Origin of the sequence: Treponema bryantii NK4A124 (genome assembly GCF_000421345.1) — a bacterium.
Taxonomy (GTDB): Bacteria; Spirochaetota; Spirochaetia; order Treponematales; family Treponemataceae; genus Treponema_D; species Treponema_D bryantii_B.
Genome location: NZ_ATWV01000007.1, coordinates 23,752 through 41,482 on the forward strand (window position 1 = coordinate 23,752; position 17,731 = coordinate 41,482).

Consider the following 17,731-nt stretch of genomic DNA (forward strand, 5'->3'; position numbering starts at 1 on the left):
ATTGTAGTGAAAAGAAGATTGTCGGGTCAAGTCCGAAAATCTCAGAACCATTTTATTTCTTCTACGCTGCAATTGCTCCATGCAATACATCAATCAATTCAAACACTGCGTCCGAATTATCATCAAAGATTTCTGTGTAATCAAGATTATTAAATGGTGCGTTTGAAATAATATTTGCTGGAACTATGTCGCCATTTTGTAATACATAAGTAACAATATGATGCAGGAACTCTTCCTGTGCAGAGTTAAAATTGTACTTTGACAAATATTCACTGAATATCTTATTTACAGCTTCTACATCAAGCCCTACAATCTTTCGTACAAAAACTGGCAGTGGTACACCATTTGCAATTTCTTCGTATTCTTCTTCAGAACCAAGTTCTTCACATAGAATATGCTGTAAAATATCGATATCCTTTTCTGTAATTGGAACAATGTTTTTGATTTTCCAGATAACAGCAGAATCATTGTTTTCAGCAAGGTAATCCAATACTCGCTGTTTGTAACTCTTAATACTTGGAGTTACATGGGTACCAGTCTTATCCTTATCAACAAGTTCATCTTCAAAATTTGTAACTTTGATAGGTGGTTTGATTTCAACCAGAAATTTCATCAAATCGCGTACTTCTGTTCTGACAAACTCAAGTTTATCTAGGCTTCTTTCCTGCCAAAACTCGGTAGAAATAATTTTCTTTAAGCTCTCAGTCTTTGCCGCGATCTGAGGAATCTGAGCTTTTTCCAGGAGCTGATAACATACAGTTGTTACTTTCTCAACAGCTTTGTTATAATCCTTTTCCCCAATGATTTCGGTAAGTTCCATGTTGAATAACCAGGCATCAAAGGTTTTTGCATATATATCATCTGCTTCACTTTCAACAAGATATGTAATCTGAGATTTTATCTGAGCAACCTTCAATTTATGCAAATCATACCACTCAGTTTCGTTTGAGTATTTGTCCACATAAGCAATTTCCCAGTTTACATTTACAAGATGACGATTCAAGCCTTTTACACAAGTCCATAGTTCTTTACGCCATTTGTCATAATACTTTTTATGATCTGGATTTTCCTGATGTTCAATTCCTTGAAGAGCTGCAACCATATCAAGCTTAAGATTAAAAATTCGTTCTGTAATTGAAAGTGTATGCTTTGGAATAACTCCCTTAGGGTTCATGCTGAAGAATGAAAAGTTATCGCAGAAATCAACAATAAAGAAGCCTTGTTTTGAATCATAATCTTTGCATTCAACTGGTTCTGCAGGTTCACTCTGCTCATGTTTTCCAAAAGTAGAAGCATCTGGAGAGAATACTTCAAAGTTTTTACAGATACGAGTTCCGCGACCTATCATTTGCCAGAACTTAATAGGAGAACGTACTCTCTTAAAGAAAACAAGATTTAAAACTTCAGGAACATCAACTCCTGTATCAAGCATATCAACACTAACAGCAATTACAGGTTCTTTATTTGGAACCTTAAAGTCATCAATTATGGCACTTGCATAATTAACAGAATAGTCTATCAGCTGACAGTAAGTGTCTCCTTTTTCTGGATATAAATACTTAAAACGCTCAACAATTTTTACCGCATGCTCATGGTCCACTGCAAACAAAATTGTTTTTCCAAGCTCCTCGCCACCTTTTGTTCTAAGACCTTGTGTCATCAATGTATTGATAACCAAATCTATGGTAGGAAGATTTATTATGTTTCTGTAAAATTCATCATGCGGGATTTCTTGAGGCATAACACCGTCTTCTGTAAATTCATCCTCATATTCTGATTTTTCTGAATCAGATAAATCAGAATACTTAAGCCCTCTTTTTAAAAGTTTTGTTGTCTTATCAATTACAGTATAATCAACAAGGAAGCCTTCTCTTACTGCAGTTTCATAATCATATTCATAAGTTGGTTTGTTTTTATCTACACCGAACAGAGTATAAGTATCTGCATCAACCTGGTCTTTTGGCGTGGCTGTTAATCCCAGAACCAGCGAATCAAAATATCTTAAGATTGCAAGGTATTTGTTATAAACAGAACGGTGACATTCATCAACAATTATCAAATCAAAATGACCTACTCCGAACTTTCTTTCATCAGCATCTATCAGGTTTAAGATACTCGGATAAGTTGAAACAACAATACGTGCATTTGGATCTAACTCTGTAGGTGAGCCAGAATAAACTGCACAACGTGAAGAATCCGGCAAATGTTTTTCAAATGCTTTAAATGCCTGGCTTACAAGTTCCTTTCTGTCTGCCAAAAATAAAACATGCTCTATCCAGTCATTACGCATTAAGATATCAACAAGAGAAATTGCAAAACGAGTTTTTCCAGTTCCTGTTGCCATTACATTTAAGGCACTACGGCGTTTTGCAGAATATGCATCACATACTGCAGTACATGCCATCTGAATAAATGGACGATCAGAAATATTTGTGTCTACACGATTATCTGTAATTTTATCTAGTTTTCTCTTTACTATAAGCGAATGTAACTCTTCTTTAGAATAATACCCAAAGACTCTTCTTGCAGGATATCCGCCATCCACCATATAAATCTGATACCCGTTAGTATAGAAGATTATAGGACAGACATTATATGTTTTTTCCAAACAGTCAGCATAAAGACGAGCCTGAACACTTCCGGCATCTACATCTTTTGATGTACGTTTAGCTTCAATGACTGCAAGTGGTTTATTATCATCATCAAAAAGAACATAATCCGCAAAACCATCACCACTTGTAGAAGGCATTCCTTTTACAGGGATTTCAATACTTGCAGTTCCAGCTTTTATAAGGCCTTTTGATTGACATACAGTCCAGCCAGCTTCTCGAAGTGCCGTATCAATAAAGATCTTACGAGTCTCAGCTTCTGAAAAATCAATTGATGAAGACATTTTTGAAGAAGTATCTATTTTCTTCTTATAGCCTTCAAAATCTTTTTTAACAATTACAACTTTATATTTTTTCTTTGGCTGCCCGTTTGAATCAAGGCTAACAGGTTCAGGAGTAACAGGACTGGCTGATGGGATTTTTGATTTATCAAAAACAGGATATGAATCTATTATTCCTAAGAATTTTAAAATCTCTCCTACAACGTTATGAAGAGCTTCCAGAACTTTTAATGATTCATTCTTTGATACAACTTCTGCATGACTGGCACTATTTCCAATCATACGAATTAAATGAATTGCGCTTAATAAAGGCTCATCAATATACGAAGTAAAATCAGCGGAGTTTACTAAATCAAATAAAGTTGAAGTTTCTGAATATTTACCTTTTTTAGTCAGATAAAAAAGTTTGACTACCCATTCCAACGCGTTACGAGCAGAGCGTGCTGAAACAGCAGGATAATTAACTGCAAAAATTTCTGTTTCATTACAAAGAGTGTACAATTCTTGAAGTTTTGTATTTCCCTTTAAATAATCAAAGTTCATTCTTCCTGCTCCATATATACAATTCTTCCGGAAGATTTTTCTTGATTTTCATCCGGATAATGTTTACAATATAATTAAAGCTAACTTGAGAAGGAAACAGGCTGGGTTCCCGAATGGGAGTAGGCGTAACGCTTAGAATCCTTTGCCCCTGGGGTTAGCTCTTTTTTTGTCCTTTTTCTTTTAGCTTATCCAAAATATTTTCTGGATCCTTTTTTATTTCTTCAATAATAAAATCAATTGCCTGCTGTGAATAAGAATATGTTGGTGTGGTATTTACTTTATATACATAACACCATTTTGGATTATCTTTAATTTTGTAGTATTTGCTAAAGAGCCCAAGATGGTACATGTTGAATGTACGTAGTTTCTCACCCTTATAAAGTATATTCAGTTTTTCACGTTCAATACGTTTTGCAACTTCGATACAAACTTTTTTAGAGGTATATCTATGAGTTTCATTTGGATCTTTGAGTTCTTTTACAATTTTAATTCCTGTAGTTGCATTCTTATCAATAAATACAGAATCTGTTGCTTTAGTCTTATCTTTTGTAATGTAAAAATCATGTTCAATTCTGATAGAAAAAGTAGAATTACTTTCAGATGAAATTTTAGAAATCTTTGTATTTAAACTAAGAAGTTTATCTGCAATTTGTTCTGAGTATTTTGCACGAACTTCATTTTCATCTAGTGCTTTTTCTTTTACAACAAGATTTAAGAAGTTTAAGGAAATTAGCTTTGTAACATCAAAATCATGAAATTGAAGCATTTTCTCAGAGAAATTAAAAATACATGACTGGAACAATGGAACATAGACCATTTCATATTCTTCTGTGATGAAATGTGTACTTGTATTACGAAGCTCAATGATTTTTTCCAGATTCATTCGGAGTGGATCTTTATCATTTGTAAAAACAATTTTTATACAGTTTTCCAATGTTTTGGTACGTTCTGGATTATCTTTATAGTAGATTTCCGATTCACCAAATTTGTTTATGATATGTGCTTTAAGCATTAATTCCCATGCGTTGCAAATAAAGAAAGCAAAACCTTCTACCCGATATCTAATGGTAGGTTTGTTATAAATTTCAATTGCGAGAACAAACGCTTCTTTTGACTTTTCAAGTAATTTTTCTGTTAAGCTGCTCATTTTATTTTCTTAAATATTATAGCATACTTTTTGATAAATTGTAGTTGTTGTTGCAATACAAATTTCGATTTGTCGATTTGTTGGACGAAAGCAGCAAATTTGTTTTGTAGATCTAATTCAATCATAGGTACAGTCATTTGCTTTAATCTATCAATTGTTAAAGCAGAATATGCGCTTCCAACAAGATTTTGTTGTTTAAATGCTTCAATCAGACTTTCAAGAATATATCTAAAGAAAGTTGAATTAAAAATCTTACATCTAATATAAACTAAATTTCCATCTTTATAATAAAATGGCTTATCTGTATTTACTTCCCAAAATTTGCCAATAGTTCCTACTGCAGTCATAAGAATATCACCAATTTCTGGAACACCATTTTTATTTTTTATTTCTTCATAACGTTCCTTTGATATAAATAACTCAACAGAAGGTTTTAAGTTTTTACTTAATTCGATTATTTCTTTACTGCGATAAAATGGAATTCCTGAAGAAACATATTCTGATGCAAATATACGCTTACTAGAACCAATTTCAGCAATCTTACCAAGAGTTGTAATTTTCCATTTTCCATTTTCAACGGGATTTTCTCCAAACATCTCGACAAATTCGGATTTGAAAATGTTCATACGCTAACCAATGTATTTTTTATGAGAAATTTTGACATTTTGCTGGTCAACCATGGCATATTCCATGGTTGTGTCTATTTTTTGATGACCTAAAAGCTTTTGGACCTGTTCTATAGGCATCCCCTTGTCTATTGCTTGGGTTGCCAGGGTTCTACGGAATTTATGAGGATGTACCTTGTGTATATTCAGGCTCCGGCCAAGCTTACGGAGTGCTATTTCAACACCACTGATTTGTAATCTGTTGTGCGGTTCAAGTAGGCTTACAAATAGAGCTGGATTATTATCTTTGCGCTCGTTCAAATAGTTTAGAAGATGAATTTTTGTTCGCGCATCAAAGTACACAGGTCGTTCTTTGGCACCTTTTCCAAATACCACACATTCACGGTTTACAAAATCTACATCTTGTTTGTTCAAAGTGATAAGTTCGCTTACACGCATACCTGTAGAAGCAAGCATATCTATAATTGCAAGATCACGAGCTGTTTTGCAATTATCACGAAGCAATACCAGCGTTTCATCAGAATAAGTTTCTTTTACAAGTTTTGCTGTTTTGATTTTGTGAATACGGCGAACAGGACTTTTTAGAATATAATTTTCATCTTCAAGCCAAGTGAAAAATGTTGAAAGAATGCGTCGGACATTATCTATTGTCATTCTGCTTGCATTGTTAATTTTCTGATAGTTAGAAAGATATTGTCGTAAATCTTCAGTTTCTATCTGGTTAAATGGTTTTTGTAGTATTGTAATGGCTTTCTGCAAAGTAGACTTATAATATTTTATAGAGCGTTCAGAACAACCTTCTACATGTTTTGCAGCTAGAAAGATTTCAAGTAAAGAAGAATTATCTTTAGCAGATTGATTGTTATCTGTTACGCCTGAAGAAACCGTTACTTCATAAAGACAATGTGTAAGGACTTCATGCAATTTTTGATTTTGTGCATTATTCAAGCTTGCACACATTTGCTGTTCGATGTTTTTTATAAGTGATTCTTTCATAGTTATAGACTCCTTATTTATCTATAACGAGTAAAAGAAGCTTTTCCTTGATATTATACTTTTTATATCATTTTTGTTTGAGGATAAATTTGAGTTCTTTAATAATTGTGATTCACATATCTAAAGAAACATAATATGAGATAAATTGTTTTAAGTACGCTGTATTCTCTTCCATCTCCTTTTGTATGCCTTTATCTTCGAAATAAAAAGTTTCATTTCCTTTTGTCCTTTCAAAATAAAATAACATAGAAGATTCAAATATTGCTTTCATTCTACTATCATGATTAATCCATAGTGGATAATCAGTTTGAAATCTTTGTATATGTCCATACATAACTGGATTGGATGCAATTAACGTATTAAAAATATCACGAATTGGATCCATATTATTATGATTTCTAAGTTCAAGAATTTGTTGATGATAATCATTATTTAAATGACTGTTTGCAAAATCAAAATTCGATTCTTGAGCAATGGCATAAAACAATTCATAAACGAGAACTGAAAAATCTTGTTTCTCATTATTTTGACATAGAATTCCATTAGCTAAAATTATTTTTTGAATAACCTGCTCAAGAACTCTAGGGGTTACAACAGCAGCTATAATTCTGATTTTTTCTATTATATCAAAAGTACATGTATTTATGTTGTCAAAAGAACTGAACAGAGAAGGATATTTCTTTTCAATTTCATTAGAATATTCGGCTTTAGGAACTTGCAGACCAAATGATATAAACTTGGAAAGATATTTTTTTATTCTATCTTGTTTTATTTTTTCATTATTATTTTCACTCATAAATATATGGGCAACATTATTCTCAATCTGTGTTTTATCAATTCCATATATGAATTGAATATTATTTACATTTTGGCTGATATGGTGCATCCTTTCCAAAACCTTTATTGCGTGTTTTGGTAAACAGCGATCCAATTCATCAACTAAAACTACAATAGTTTTATTGTCTGCAATTTTATTAAGTCCCTCAATTATTGAATTCATTAAAGTATTTAAATCATAATGAGGATCGTATTTTCTAATTTCATCCTTTATAGTTTCCTTATATTGTTCAATTTTTCTTTTTACTGTTGCGGCTGAACAGATTAAACCTGAAATATGAAAAAGACTTGAATCAATAACATTTATTAACGGAGATTTCTGGATTGCTTCTATACAATCTAGTAATGATTCTTTTATCAGTTTTTTTACAACTTTATAGTTTTCTTGAGCTTTCTGACTTTTGAAAAATACAGATTCAGATGCCTCAAACTGTTCTTTTAAACTGATTAATAATGAAATTAATGGTTCATCATAATAGTCATATTTCCAGGCATTATATCTGAAAACACAGTAACGTCCTCCAGCAATTTTTTCATCCTGAATATCGTATAACTGTTCAAAAACTCTATCTAAAATCCAAGATTTTCCACACCCCCATTCGCCTTGGATTGAAAAAGAAGTCTTTAATGAATTTTTTGAATGATATTCAACAGTTGAGATAATTTTCCCTATAAATTCAGTTCGATTGAGAATATCGATATCTTCTAACCGTTGAATTTCTTCCATAGTTTTCACCCAAAATACTCTTGCATTTTGCTGTCTAACAGTTCCTGTAAATCTGCAATCTGTTGTTTTACAACAAATTTCGATTTGTCGATTTGCTGGACGAAAGCGGCGAACTGTTTTTGGAGGCTGAGAGGAGGAACTGGTATCTCGAATTTTCGAATAAAATCCATCGAAGCTCTTGGCATTTTAGCTCCACCAGATTTTGAGTTTATTAATTCTACAAACGAATCGCTTCGTAATAAATATGCAAAATAAATCTTATTCATTTCTCTTTTCGGAAGAAATGGAACTAATTCACTAGAAGCATATCCAGCTTCATCAGGAAGAGCGACTTTATTCAAATATGGTCTTAATTTAGAATAAAGAACATGATCAGAAGAAAACTGAATGGTTGAATTACCAACCTCATCCATAGATACAAACTGTTTATCCAGTATTGTTCCTGTATCCTGTTCTATCATATCAAGATTTAATAGCCAAACAGAATCTGAAACAATTTGTAATTTAGCTTCCTGAATAGGACAAACATCTGTCATTCTTTTCTTTGGGAATGATTTGTCATTATCAATTGGATTCCCAAACATCTCGACAAATTCGGATTTGACAGCTTCATCAAGTAGAGAAAGTTGTTGTTTTTTGTTGTCTATGGCTGATTGGATTTTTTTCAAATTAGTGGCAATTTCTTTTTGCTCTTCAAGTGAAATATCAGGAATTGGGAGATTTCTAATAAAAGTTAATGAAATAAATTTTTGTGTTCCTCCTGTTTTATACTGTTCAAAAAATGACTTCATTCTATTTGAATTTAAAACATTAAGTAGAAAATCAAAATCAATGTTTTCGTTTTTTTTCTTTATCAATGCGACATTCTTTATAGCAAAATCTCTATCTTTTTTTACACGAACAGCTCCACCAATTGTTCCAATCATAGGCATGAGGATATCACCATCATCTACATGAGAACGTTTATCAAAATGCTGATAATCTTTTTCACAAATCAAAGAAGCTGTAGAAAAATCAATTGAACCATTCACAAGATTTTTTGTTGTGATGAAGGGATATCCCTCTGAATAATATGAAGGAGAATCATGTGTACCATCTCTAACATCACATATTTCACAGAGTTTTAGATTTTTCATTCCGCAGCTCCCTGCAACTCTTTCATAATCTGAGAAAACTGATTTTCCAGTTCATTGATAGAAGCAAAGATTTCTTTTACAGGACGATATTCTTTCTTTTCAACTTCCTTTTTCTGATATTTGTTAAAGCTGAAAACATAATCGTTATCAACAATTTCTTGCTTATCTACGAGGAATGATTTTTCATAATGAGTGCGTTCTGCTTCTTTATCACGATTGTTCCAGCGGTTGATGATATCTGGAATGTCGTTTGCTTCGATGGCATCGCGTTTCTGGTCTAGACTATAACCATCATTTTCCATGTTGTACATCCAGACTTTGTCGGTTCCGCCTGCGTCCGTTTTTGTAAAAATAAGGATTCCTGTCTGAACTCCGGAATATGGATAGAAAACTCCGCCCGGCATAAAGATTACGCCTTCAAGCTTCTGGTTTTCTACAAGTTCCTTGCGAAGTTTTGTGTAGGCTTTGTCATTTGTGTTGTTCAAAACACCAACAGGAATAATGCTTACACAGCGACCACCGGTTTTTAGAAGACGAAGGAAGAGACTTAAGAATAAAAGTTCCGTCTTTTTTGTTCCGCCACTTATCTGAATAAGTGATTTTGCAACTGTACTTGGATCAAGGCTTCCGCTGAATGGTGGGTTTGCAAGAATCAAAGAATAGAGTTCCTTATCTTCGTAATCCTCACCAACAGAGTTGTTGTATTTGATCGTAGGATTATTTACTCCGTGAAGTGTCATATTCATACAGCCGATGCGAAGCATGTCAGGGTCAGTGTCGTAACCAGTGAACATTACATTATCAAAATGTTTTCGCTTTTCTGTATCTGAAAGTTCTGCAGAGTAATGTTCTTCTATATATTTCGCAGTTTCAGCAAGGAATCCGGCAGAGCCCATAGCTGGGTCAATCATTGTATCTTTGAGAGTAGGTTTTGCAATTTCTACCATCATATCGATGATATGGCGAGGAGTACGGAACTGGCCGTTGTCACCAGATGTAGCCCATTTCGAAAGAAGGTATTCGTAGCAATCGCCCATGAGATCAGCTTTATCAAAACCAAGCCCCGGGTCATTAATTGCATCAACCATCTTCTGCAAAATGTATGGAGATGAAACTGCAAACTGTGCATCCTTCATAAAATCTGTAAAAGAAGTTGCCTTGTCACCGTGAAGAGTTTTGATAAATGGGAAAACATTATCTCGAAGATTTGCAAACATCTTCTTTGATTCAAAGTGAGAAAAAACATTCCAGCGAAGGTCAGCATAAGCAACCTTGATATTTAAATCATCATTTACATAACAACCTTCTTTGAAGATAAGGTCATTGTCATAATTATCAATCTTGATGCCTCTTGCTATCATATCGTTCAGCTTGCGTTCTTTCTTAATCTGCTGGTCATCGAGCATCTTAATAAAGATAAGATATGTAATCTGCTGAATATCTATAAGTGGGTTGGTCATCTGGTTAGACCACATTGCATCCCAAAGATTGTCGAGTTTATTTTTTACTTCACCAGTAATCATATTTTTCCTCTAACATATTTTATTAAATAAAAAGTTTTTTTGTTTTAGAATTTTTTTTTAAGGATAAGAAAAATTTAATTATTTTGAAAAAAAACTACAAGATGTCGTCGTCTGAAACTTCGATAGTTTTTTCGCTGTCTACGGATTCAAGTTCATCAACTTTTTCTGCTTCGTTCATCTGCTCATACATCTGATCCAGAATAGCATTACAGTTTACAGACAGGAGTTTATAAAGTGACGGAACAAGAAGTCCTCGAGTTCTGTCGTCAAGCCCGCTGGTTCCGGCAGAATTTACAAAAGCAAAAACATAAAGCATATCTCCGTTTATAGGTCGTTCCATTACAAGAACAGCATCTGAACGGAAAAGGAAGCCGCGAATATTAAAGTGGATATCAGAAAGCTTTTCATAAAGCTTAATTTCAAGCCCTACACCACTAACAAGAATTGTAAAATGAGAAAGGCTTATATCCTGCAAAACACCCGTCATAGAATCTTTGAACTGACCATATGTATAGGTATAGGTACAGGCAGAAGTACAGAGAGCACGGATTGTCTTACGCCTTCCCTGTGCCTGATTTGCATACAGAATCTTTGCAACAAGGTCAAAATTATGAGCCTTCTGATATTCAAGCTGGATACAACCACAGCGGATTCCCATTTCATACAGGTATTTACGCTCAATTAAGGATTTTTCTGCCTTTGTCTGGCGTTTTGCGTACATAATACCTACAGAAGAGGCATTGTTATTTTCATGGATATATTCGTAGATAAAATCATCCCAGTCAAAATTCGGGAGATTATAATCAATGTTAAAGAAGATTATTAAATCTTTGAAGAGAGAGGTTATTACCTTTACCTTTTTTTTGATATTAACTCGCTTGTCAAAAGGAACATAATAACATTCATAGCCTAAGGCGAAATAATCTTCGAGATAAGATTCAGGCATTAATGAGGTATCGGGTAAGATGAAGAAAGTTTTTCGTCCAGTTACAATGTCGTTTACAGAAATACCCAAAGCACACCTCTATCTAATCTTTGATATTATATCTCATATTTTGAAAAAAACAACACTTAAATAAAATGTGTAATTGAATGATGTTCAATATTCTTTGTTTTGACTGCTACAATATAATTTCCAACCATTGCGGTAAGTGTGTCAAACAAGGCCGCAAAAGAACAGATAATCATAGAAGCAGGCTTAAGCAGCAAAAAGCTTGTTTCAAAGCCCCGGGCATATTTTGAACAAAGAATTGTAAGCAGAACAAAGGCTCCTCCGGAAGGAATTCCTCCAAGCAGGAATGAAAGACCAAATGAAAGACCAAAAATCCAGAGAATATCAGATACCGGCATGCTCAGGCTTGAATATGAACGCCAGATTAAAATAAAGGAAATACTTGTTACCAGTGCCGAACCACCTCGTGCAAAAATAGAAAACATAGGGTATGTATAACCTCGGCAGCGGCGGCGAATTCCAAGACTGTCGCGTAAATGGCGGTTTACAAGAGGAATTACGAGGTTTGAATCTCCGCTGAAGAAGGAAAGAATGAGCGGTGCAATACTTGCATACAAAACCTTGTATGGATGGGGGTCATGGCATACAAAATGCAGGATAACCGGATATATAATACCAGCCACAATCACAAAATCTACAATAAACATAATAATCATAGGGGTATAGATTCCAGGCTCAATTACCTTGCGGAAATCCATAGTCCAATAACATACAATTGCAATTCCAAAAATTGCCATAATTTCTGTAAAGAAGTTTGCAATGTTATAGAAAAGATTTGAAAGTGAATCAGATAATGCAAAAACCGGCTTAAAGGCAATTTCTTCCGAAGCTGATTCCCAGCCGATTATGAAGGCAAAAACAAGACAAACCAGAAGGAAAGAACCTTCGCGTAAGGCTTCAAAACCTGAGTATGGGAAGAGTGAAAGAATCAGGCCCTTTACATCGAGTGAAAAAGTTTCTGTGGCAATGTCTACGGTAATAGGAATGCGGGGAAGCTTTACAATCAGAATGGAAGCAAGACCTACTAAAGTCAGGATCAAAGTCGATGCAACAATAATAAGAAGGGTTATTCCTGTAGTTTTTAAAAGGATTTTAGATGATCGCAGTTTGTTTACAGCAACAATTGCACTTGTAAAAAGCAGTGGAACAACCACATATCTTCCTACTCTTATAAAAAGCTCTGTAAGAAAAGCAACTGCATTTGCAAAGGCAGCATTTTCTGTAGGGAGAATAAAAGCTGCCAGCACACCTAGGGCTACACCAATCAAATATTTAATCCAAACTTTCATAGTTTTTCATTATAACATAGTATGGAATGCAATGCCATAGTGTGTTATAATCAAAATATGGCTAATACTCTGTTTATTGGAAAAGATTTGCCGGACGGGCTTGCTTTTGCAGAAGCACTTGCAGATTCAGGTCGTCAGGTTTTTTGTGTAGCAAAATCCGAAGCAGATGCTTCAAAATTTGAGTCTGAAAAGATTTATGCAACTACCTGGAACAAATCTTCTGCAGTTTCGGCTCATTCTGTAATTATTAAGGCTGAAACAAAGCTTGAATCCCTTGATGAAGTTGTTTTTTACTTTGATGCTTCTAATTTCTGCACCCAGTTTGAGCTGGACCGCACAGAAGATCTTTCCAACGGAATTGATACAATGATAAGCGGTTTTATTTTTTCCGCAACAGAGCTTTTAAAACGAATTGATCAGAGAAAAGAAAAGATTTCTGTTTTATTCCTTGTAAAAGAATATCCGTCTAAATACGATATGCTGTCTTCTAAAACATCAGGTCTTGTACCTGCAAGCACTCTTGTAAGTGCCGCTCAGGCAGCCTTCTGTGCAAGTGCAGAAAACTTTTCTACAAATGTTGCAGACCGCGATTTTCTTTCTGTTATTCTTGCAAAATGCGCCTATACAAACGATTTTTATAAAAATGAAGACGGCATTGCAGACTGGGTTGTTTCTGCCTTTGATTCTGTAAAAGCAATGAAAAATCCACAGACTGTAAAACAGGCAACTGTATGGAATAAGGTTGGTGCAAAACTTTCTACCGGCTTTTCATTATTTAAGTAAATAAGTGTCATTGTCGGGCTTGCCCCGACAATCTAGATTCCCCGGTCAAGCCGGGGAATGACAACAGGATGAGGATATCATGAATTATAATATTTATATTGATTATGCCGTAAGAATTGCCGTAAGCTTTGCATGCGGTTTTTGTCTTGGAATTGAACGAAAGTCCCGCCAGCATTCGGTTGGTATAAGAACTCTTGTTTTAATCAGTATTTCTTCTTGTCTGCTTTCTATTCTTTCTGTTTACATGGCAGAAGCCTTTAATGTAGAAGGCGACCCTACCCGTATTGCGGCCGGAGTTGCTTCGGGAATAGGCTTTATTGGTGGTGGTGCAATCATGCGCTATGGTCTTAATATCCGTGGCCTTACTACTGCCGCAATCATCTTTACCGCCTCTGCCGTAGGTCTTGCCTGTGGAGCCGCCCTTTATGTTCCTGCCCTGCTTACAATGCTGGCACTGGCAATTGTTCTGTTTATTATGAACCGCCTGGAAAAGAAAATCTTCCCGGCTGCAAAATCTAAACTTTTTACAATCACCTTTTCTGGAACTGATATTCAGAAAGAACTCTTGTCAGAAATTATGCTTCGATACGGCTTTATAATTCATGACATGAACATTGAATATAACAAACCTGAAAATCAGACTACACTTGTATTTACTACCAAAACACCAGACAGACTCAGCCTGGTTGATTTTATAAAAGAAATTGAGAATCTGGAAAATCTGGTGAATTTTAAGCTGGATGATAAAGTTGGAGATTGATAGGTTGTAACTGGTGGTTTCGATACATTCGCTTCGCGAACACTCAACCACCGGTGATTGAGTAGCCCGTAGGGCGTATCGAAATCACTATTCGGATTACTGGCGAGTAACTACCACAGAATTATCTGCATTGCTGAAAGGGGCTGGAATATATTTGTCGGCCTTCCAGTCGTTTTCCCAGCGGCAGCCGTCTAAAAGATAGCGGAACTGATATTCGCGGTCTGCAGCAAGGTCAAGGCTTACAGAAAAGCTTCCATCGTTTCCAAGGGTAAGGGGTGTATCAGTACTGCTCCAGCTGTTAAAGTCGCCGGCAAGATTAATTGTTTTTGCTCCCTGAGCAGCTTCTTTAGACACAATGAATGTAACAGTGCAGGTCTTGTTATCCTTTGAAAAAGATTTTTTTAATGACATTAATAAACTCCTGAGTTTTTAACTTTTTCCCCTAACCTTTTATAGTAAAAATATTGCATTTTTCTATTTTATGCAATATAGTACTTTTACAATTTATTCTACATCTATTACCCGTCGATTTATCCAAATTGCAGGGCGGGCTTTTCCTCGTATGAGGGAAAAAAATCTTGCTAAATAGGAGACCAATATGTCTATCTTATCTAACAATCATTATTTATTTACATCTGAATCTGTTGGTGAAGGTCACCCGGATAAGCTTTGTGATCAGGTTTCTGATGCAGTTCTCGATTACTGCCTTTCTCTTGACCCTGATGCCCACGTTGCCTGTGAATCTTTTTCTACAACCGACTTTTTGCTGGTTGGTGGTGAAATCGGCTTTCAGAATATCAAGGTTGATGCTGAATTTACAAAGAAATTCAATGCTCAGGTTGAAAAAATTGCTCGTGGCGTTGCCCTCGACATCGGTTACAACGCTCCTGAAGTAGGACTGGACGGTGCAAACTGTATTTTTATGAATCGTCTTCACGCTCAGTCAGCTGATATTAACCAGGGCGTTGTTGGCACTGGTCTTGCAGAATACGAAGGCCAGCAGGGTGCCGGAGACCAGGGTATGATGTTCGGTTATGCCTGCAACGAAACTCCTTCATTTATGCCGGCTCCGGTTTATTATTCACACCAGATTCTTTTGAAGGCTCATGAACTCCGCCATTCAGGTAAAATCGCCTGGCTGCGCCCGGATGCAAAGTCTCAGGTTACAGTTGAATATGATGAAATCAACAAGCCTTGCCGCATCGACACTGTTGTAGTTTCTCATCAGCATAATCCTGATGTTGATTACGACACAATCAAGAAGACTATAATAGAAGAAATCATTAAGCCTGTTCTTGAACCAACTGGACTTTTGAAGGATGATACAAAATACTTCATCAATCCTACAGGTAAGTTTGTAACTGGTGGACCAGACGGAGACTCCGGACTCACAGGACGTAAAATCATTGTAGATACTTACGGTGGAATGGGCCGCCATGGTGGTGGTGCATTTAGTGGTAAAGACCCGTCGAAAGTAGACCGTTCGGCTGCTTATATGGCCCGCTATATTGCAAAGAACGTTGTAGCAGCAGGTCTTGCAGACCGCGCCGAAGTTGAACTTGCTTATGCAATCGGTGTTCCTTTCCCTGTTTCTATCATGGTTGAAACCTTTGGAACAGAAAAGGCTCCACGCAACAAGATTGAAGCAGCCGTTGAAAAGGTATTCGACTGTACACCAGCCGGAATCATCAAGACTCTGAACCTTAAGCAGCCTATTTACCGAAAGACAGCATCTTACGGTCACTTTGGCCGCGAAGGCTTCCCTTGGGAACAGACAGATAAGGTTAGCGAACTTAAAGCCGCTTTGAACTAGATCCCCGGGTCAAGCCCGAGGATGACAAGATGTGTCATTGCGAGGAGCCCGGCAGGGCGACGTGGCAATCCATTATGAAACTTCTTTCCAAACAAGAAATGCACGAAGTCTTCTCCCGCTGGCAGGCCCGGAATCCCGAGCCTGCCTCGGAGTTGGATTATGTAAATGCCTATACCCTGCTGGTAGCGGTAGTTTTGAGCGCCCAGGCAACTGATAAGGGAGTGAACAAGGCAACAGGCCCGCTTTTTAAGGTTGCAGATACTCCCGAAAAAATGCTGGCACTGGGCGAAGAAGGTTTAATCTCCTACATCAAAACTATAGGCCTTTATAAAAATAAAGCAAAACACGTAATGGGCTTGAGCCAGAAACTGCTTGATGATTTTGGTGGAGAGGTTCCGGGCAGCCGGGAAGAGCTTATGACTCTGCCAGGTGTTGGCCGCAAAACTGCAAACGTTGTTCTGAACGTAATCTTCCACCAGCCGACCATGCCGGTAGATACCCATTTACTGAGGGTGTCTCCAAAAATAGGCCTTGCAGAAGGTGATACTCCGGAAACAGTAGAAAAATCCCTGCTGCAACGCATTCCCCCAGAATTCCTGCCAAACGCCCACCACTGGATCTTACTCCACGGCCGCTACGTCTGCACCGCCCGAAATCCTAAATGTGATGAATGTATTATTAATGACATTTGTAAGCATAATGAGTTATAATATAAGTTATGAACGATACAATTAATTCTATTGGTGAAGCTGCAAGTAATGCCGCCAACGATATTTTTTTCGACAAGACAAGTTCTTTTGTAAACTGGATTTTGAGTTTCCTGACCTGGGAAAATCTTTTTAAGTTGATTGGAAGCCTTTTGATTCTTTTTGTAATCTGGCTTGTTTTCCGCATTGTTGCAAAAGCAATCCGCCGGGTTCCTGAAACAAAGCTTCCGGCTCAGAGAGCAGCAATCGTTATTAAGTTTGTACGATACATCTTTTACATTGTCGTAGTACTTTACGTACTCGGCCTTTTTGGAATCAATCTTAAAGCCATCTGGGGAGCGGCGGGAATTGCCGGAGTTGCAATCGGTTTTGCAGCCCAGACTTCTGTGAGCAACCTGATCAGCGGTCTTTTCGTTTTGACTGAAGGTTCAATTCACGTTGGCGATACAATTATTGTTGGCGGAGTAACCGGTATTGTTGATGAAGTTAAGCTTCTTTCCATCCGCGTGCATACCTTTGATAATCAGATGGTGAGAATTCCTAACTCAACGATTATCGGAAGCAACCTTACAAATAATTCTTACCACGACAAGCGCCGCCTTACCCTTAACGTTGGCGTAGACTATTCAACTGATATGAAGCTTGCTCTGGAGACCCTGAAAAAGGCACCTGCCCTCTGCCCTACAGTTTTGAGCGACCCGGCTCCTGCAGTATGGTTCGACGGCTTTGCAGACAGTAGCATTAATCTTGTTGTTGCAGTATGGTTCAAGCCGGCAGATTTTCTTCAGACAAAAAATGACCTTTACATTGCAATCAAGCAGGTTCTGGACGAAGCGGGAATTTCTATTCCGTTTAATCAGCTTGATGTGAAAATCAAACAATAAATAAACATGGTGGTTTCGATACGGCCTATGGCCTACTCAACCACCGGAAGGTTTGATA

At 36.5% G+C, this 17,731-nt stretch carries 15 protein-coding genes; 5 read left to right on the forward strand and 10 right to left on the reverse strand.

The features are described from left to right. Window positions 1–61 precede the first annotated feature (61 nt). The 9 genes from G626_RS15895 to G626_RS0108450 form a co-directional block, all read right to left on the reverse strand. Window positions 62–3,433, reverse strand: coding sequence for a DEAD/DEAH box helicase family protein (locus G626_RS15895; RefSeq protein ID WP_022932347.1), 3,372 nt, complete (start codon window positions 3,431–3,433; stop codon window positions 62–64). A 154-nt stretch (window positions 3,434–3,587) separates the two neighbouring features. Continuing rightward, window positions 3,588–4,580 carry a DUF3644 domain-containing protein gene (locus tag G626_RS0108415; protein WP_022932348.1) on the reverse strand — a complete coding sequence of 331 codons (993 nt, stop codon included), beginning with the start codon at window positions 4,578–4,580 and terminating at the stop codon, window positions 3,588–3,590. After that, window positions 4,577–5,206: a restriction endonuclease subunit S gene (locus G626_RS15900; RefSeq protein ID WP_022932349.1), complete on the reverse strand. Its 630-nt coding sequence runs from the start codon at window positions 5,204–5,206 to the stop codon at window positions 4,577–4,579. The genes G626_RS0108415 and G626_RS15900 overlap by 4 nt, the downstream gene beginning before the upstream one ends. A 3-nt stretch (window positions 5,207–5,209) precedes the next feature. Further along, the gene (gene xerA / locus G626_RS0108425; protein ID WP_022932350.1) at window positions 5,210–6,202 is read right to left on the reverse strand and encodes a site-specific tyrosine recombinase/integron integrase; all 993 of its coding nucleotides are present in this window, start codon (window positions 6,200–6,202) and stop codon (window positions 5,210–5,212) included. 112 nt (window positions 6,203–6,314) lie between these two features. Next, window positions 6,315–7,766 carry a KAP family P-loop NTPase fold protein gene (locus G626_RS0108430; RefSeq protein ID WP_022932351.1) on the reverse strand — a complete coding sequence of 484 codons (1,452 nt, stop codon included), beginning with the start codon at window positions 7,764–7,766 and terminating at the stop codon, window positions 6,315–6,317. Window positions 7,767–7,771: 5 nt separating this feature from the next. Further along, entirely contained in the window at window positions 7,772–8,902 is a 1,131-nt protein-coding gene (locus tag G626_RS17430) for a restriction endonuclease subunit S (protein ID WP_022932352.1), read from the reverse strand. Further along, complete coding sequence (locus G626_RS0108440) at window positions 8,899–10,425, reverse strand: type I restriction-modification system subunit M (RefSeq protein ID WP_022932353.1); 1,527 nt, start codon at window positions 10,423–10,425, stop codon at window positions 8,899–8,901. Before G626_RS0108440 ends, G626_RS17430 begins: the two co-directional genes overlap by 4 nt. A 94-nt stretch (window positions 10,426–10,519) precedes the next feature. Then, complete coding sequence (locus tag G626_RS0108445) at window positions 10,520–11,440, reverse strand: hypothetical protein (protein ID WP_022932354.1); 921 nt, start codon at window positions 11,438–11,440, stop codon at window positions 10,520–10,522. 56 nt (window positions 11,441–11,496) lie between these two features. After that, window positions 11,497–12,726, reverse strand: a complete 1,230-nt coding sequence (locus G626_RS0108450) for a dicarboxylate/amino acid:cation symporter (RefSeq protein WP_022932355.1) — start codon at window positions 12,724–12,726, stop codon at window positions 11,497–11,499. A 57-nt stretch (window positions 12,727–12,783) separates the two neighbouring features. On the opposite strand from G626_RS0108450, the gene G626_RS18205 reads away from it, so the two are divergent. After that, window positions 12,784–13,509, forward strand: a complete 726-nt coding sequence (locus G626_RS18205; RefSeq protein ID WP_022932356.1) for a hypothetical protein — start codon at window positions 12,784–12,786, stop codon at window positions 13,507–13,509. 79 nt (window positions 13,510–13,588) lie between these two features. After that, entirely contained in the window at window positions 13,589–14,269 is a 681-nt protein-coding gene (locus G626_RS17435; protein ID WP_022932357.1) for an MgtC/SapB family protein, read from the forward strand. A 96-nt stretch (window positions 14,270–14,365) separates the two neighbouring features. Here the strand turns inward: G626_RS17435 and G626_RS0108465 are convergent, their stop codons facing one another. Then, on the reverse strand, window positions 14,366–14,680 hold the full coding sequence (locus tag G626_RS0108465; RefSeq protein WP_022932358.1) for an isoamylase early set domain-containing protein: 315 nt from the start codon (window positions 14,678–14,680) through the stop codon (window positions 14,366–14,368). A 187-nt stretch (window positions 14,681–14,867) separates the two neighbouring features. On the opposite strand from G626_RS0108465, the gene metK reads away from it, so the two are divergent. The 3 genes from metK (at window position 14,868) to G626_RS15915 (ending at window position 17,673) form a co-directional block, all read left to right on the forward strand. Next, entirely contained in the window at window positions 14,868–16,082 is a 1,215-nt protein-coding gene (metK, locus tag G626_RS0108470; RefSeq protein ID WP_022932359.1) for a methionine adenosyltransferase, read from the forward strand. 74 nt (window positions 16,083–16,156) lie between these two features. Continuing rightward, window positions 16,157–16,792 carry an endonuclease III gene (nth, locus tag G626_RS0108475; protein ID WP_022932360.1) on the forward strand — a complete coding sequence of 212 codons (636 nt, stop codon included), beginning with the start codon at window positions 16,157–16,159 and terminating at the stop codon, window positions 16,790–16,792. A gap of 8 nt (window positions 16,793–16,800) precedes the next feature. Then, window positions 16,801–17,673 carry a mechanosensitive ion channel family protein gene (locus tag G626_RS15915; protein WP_051142213.1) on the forward strand — a complete coding sequence of 291 codons (873 nt, stop codon included), beginning with the start codon at window positions 16,801–16,803 and terminating at the stop codon, window positions 17,671–17,673. Window positions 17,674–17,731: the final 58 nt, after the last annotated feature.